The following is a 2,135-nucleotide window of genomic DNA, read 5'->3' as shown; positions in this document are numbered from 1 at the left end:
GCGAAGGCGGGTACATAGGTAACAAGAACAGCAAGAAATTCCATCGTCCGGACTGCCGGTGGGCGGCTGAGATAGCTCCACAGAACCAGGTGGAGTTCCGGAGCAGGGAAGAGGCGGTTAAGGCAGGATATGTGCCGTGTAAGGTTTGCAGGCCGTAAGCTAATGGGATCAGGAACAAGAAATTGTTTCTGGGATAAAAGAATGTCTTTTATAACACCTGATCCTGGGGCATACATTCTCTTAATTTTCCTGTCGGAACAGCAAAGTATCCGGGTGGCTCCCTGGGAGAAATTAACTTTCTACCGGGGTGGTACGCTTATGTGGGCTCAGCCATGGGGGGATTAAGGGGAAGAATTAAACGACACCTGAGACAAGACAAGAAGGTTCGTTGGCACATCGACTACTTCCTGGCGGTTGGGATGTTAAAAGAAATTATTACTGTTAAGAGTAGGCGAAAAATAGAGTGCCTGGTCTCCTGCTATTTGGCCGAGAAGCTTCCGGCAGCGGCAGACCGCTTTAGCGTGAGCGATTGCTCCTGCAAGACCCACCTTTACCTTGCTCCTATGGAGGAGCAGATGAGAAATGCTGTAGAGGAGACGCTTCGGAAGATAAAAGTTGATTGAGTAGTGAGGGAGGTGTGGCAATAAATGATAAAGGAAAAGGACATGACCCAGGCTCAGATTACCCATACCTTTTGCAACTGGTGTAAGTATCGTCGCTACGTTTTGGGCCACGATTATTGGGGAGTGCGGCCTGGAAGAAGAGAAAAGGGAAGAACACTGCCCATACAGGCAGGCGGTGAGGAAAGAAGAAAAAGAAACAGAGCAAAGCGGGGTGACTCATTAATCATACTCCTTCCCCTATTAGATGAAACTGGGTCCTTCAAAAGTAAGAAGGCGTTCAGGAAAGGGGCGATTCAAAAAGTTAGATGGTCTACGGATTCGATAGTTTCAGCCATTTGCCGATAGTCTTTATAGAACAAGTTGTTTCTATTTGGCTAAAAATGTAAGCTCTTAAATTTGTGTTTGTTAAAACTTTAGCAACGAATTTAAAAAATTTTGGTTATAAGGAGACAGATTTAAGATGTCCGATCAACCGTTAGCTGAAGTTTTTGGTTTTCCTATCGATAACCTTTCAGATGAAGCTGAATACTATCGGAAAAACAGGCTTTGTCCATATAATAACAAAATACCCTCATGCACAAAAGATAAGGCTAATGATCCATTGGGTGTATGCAGTGTTTTTGAAGGCGATAAAATAGCAATTACCTGTCCCACCAGGTTTAATCAGAACTGGCTCGCGCTTGGAGAAGCTGCCCGGTTCTTTTTCAATCCGGATTCGAAGTGGACAGCACTTCGGGAGGTACCGCTTAAAGATAGGAACGGTCGTAATGCCGGCAACATTGACTTTGTTCTCGTACGTGTTGATGACGAAAATAAGATTTTGGACTTTGGTTCAGTGGAAGTACAGGCTGTTTATATCTCGGGAAATGTGCGTAAACCTTTCGAGTATTATATGAGCGACCGCGTTGGGCGTAAAAATATGATCTGGAAAAGCACGAATGTACGTCCAGATTACCTGTCATCTTCACGTAAACGTCTGGCTCCCCAACTGATTTATAAAGGCGGTATTCTGAAGGCCTGGGGGGAAAAAGCAAGCGGTAGTTCTGCATGAAACGTTTTTAGAAACTCTTCCCACCCTTAAGCAGGTAACAGTAGAGGAGGCAGAAGTAGCATGGCTTGTATTTGGGCTGGATTATGATAATGTCCATAAAAAATATAACTTAGTCCATCGCAAGACATTATATACATTATTTGAGCCTGCCTTAGAAAGCATAACTATGCCATTGCCGGGTTCGGTTGATGAGTTTATCCATGTTCTTCAAGAAAAGCTTGATGAGAAACAGGGTAATGAGTATCCACCCGATATATCTATGCCGAAAGCTTTGCTTTTACAGGAGGAGTAAAGTACATGCATTTAATGACAGAGCAAGTTAAAGCAGTTTCAAACTATATTGCAACAACGGTCCCTATTGATGATATATTTGATGTTGAATTTGCTAACCGTATTGCTAAGATGGAATCTTTTAATAAGCACCTGTATCGACCCAACTCATATCTTCATAAATGGTGGGC

At 43.6% G+C, this 2,135-nt stretch carries 3 protein-coding genes; all 3 read left to right on the top strand.

Going from position 1 to position 2,135, the window contains the following annotated elements; all coding sequences use genetic code 11:
* Positions 1-14: 14 nt before the first annotated feature.
* Positions 15-158, top strand: coding sequence for an Ada metal-binding domain-containing protein (locus ACPLUI_RS14215; RefSeq protein ID WP_424660898.1), 144 nt, complete (start codon positions 15-17; stop codon positions 156-158).
* A 72-nt stretch (positions 159-230) separates the two neighbouring features.
* On the top strand, positions 231-623 hold the full coding sequence (locus ACPLUI_RS14210) for a GIY-YIG nuclease family protein (protein WP_424660897.1): 393 nt from the start codon (positions 231-233) through the stop codon (positions 621-623).
* 460 nt (positions 624-1,083) lie between these two features.
* Positions 1,084-1,674 carry a NotI family restriction endonuclease gene (locus ACPLUI_RS14205; RefSeq protein ID WP_424660896.1) on the top strand — a complete coding sequence of 197 codons (591 nt, stop codon included), beginning with the start codon at positions 1,084-1,086 and terminating at the stop codon, positions 1,672-1,674.
* Positions 1,675-2,135: the final 461 nt, after the last annotated feature.

Source organism: Desulfofundulus sp. (assembly GCF_049701015.1).
GTDB lineage: Bacteria > Bacillota > Desulfotomaculia > Desulfotomaculales > Desulfovirgulaceae > Desulfofundulus.
This window is presented reverse-complemented; position numbering and strand designations above follow the sequence as displayed.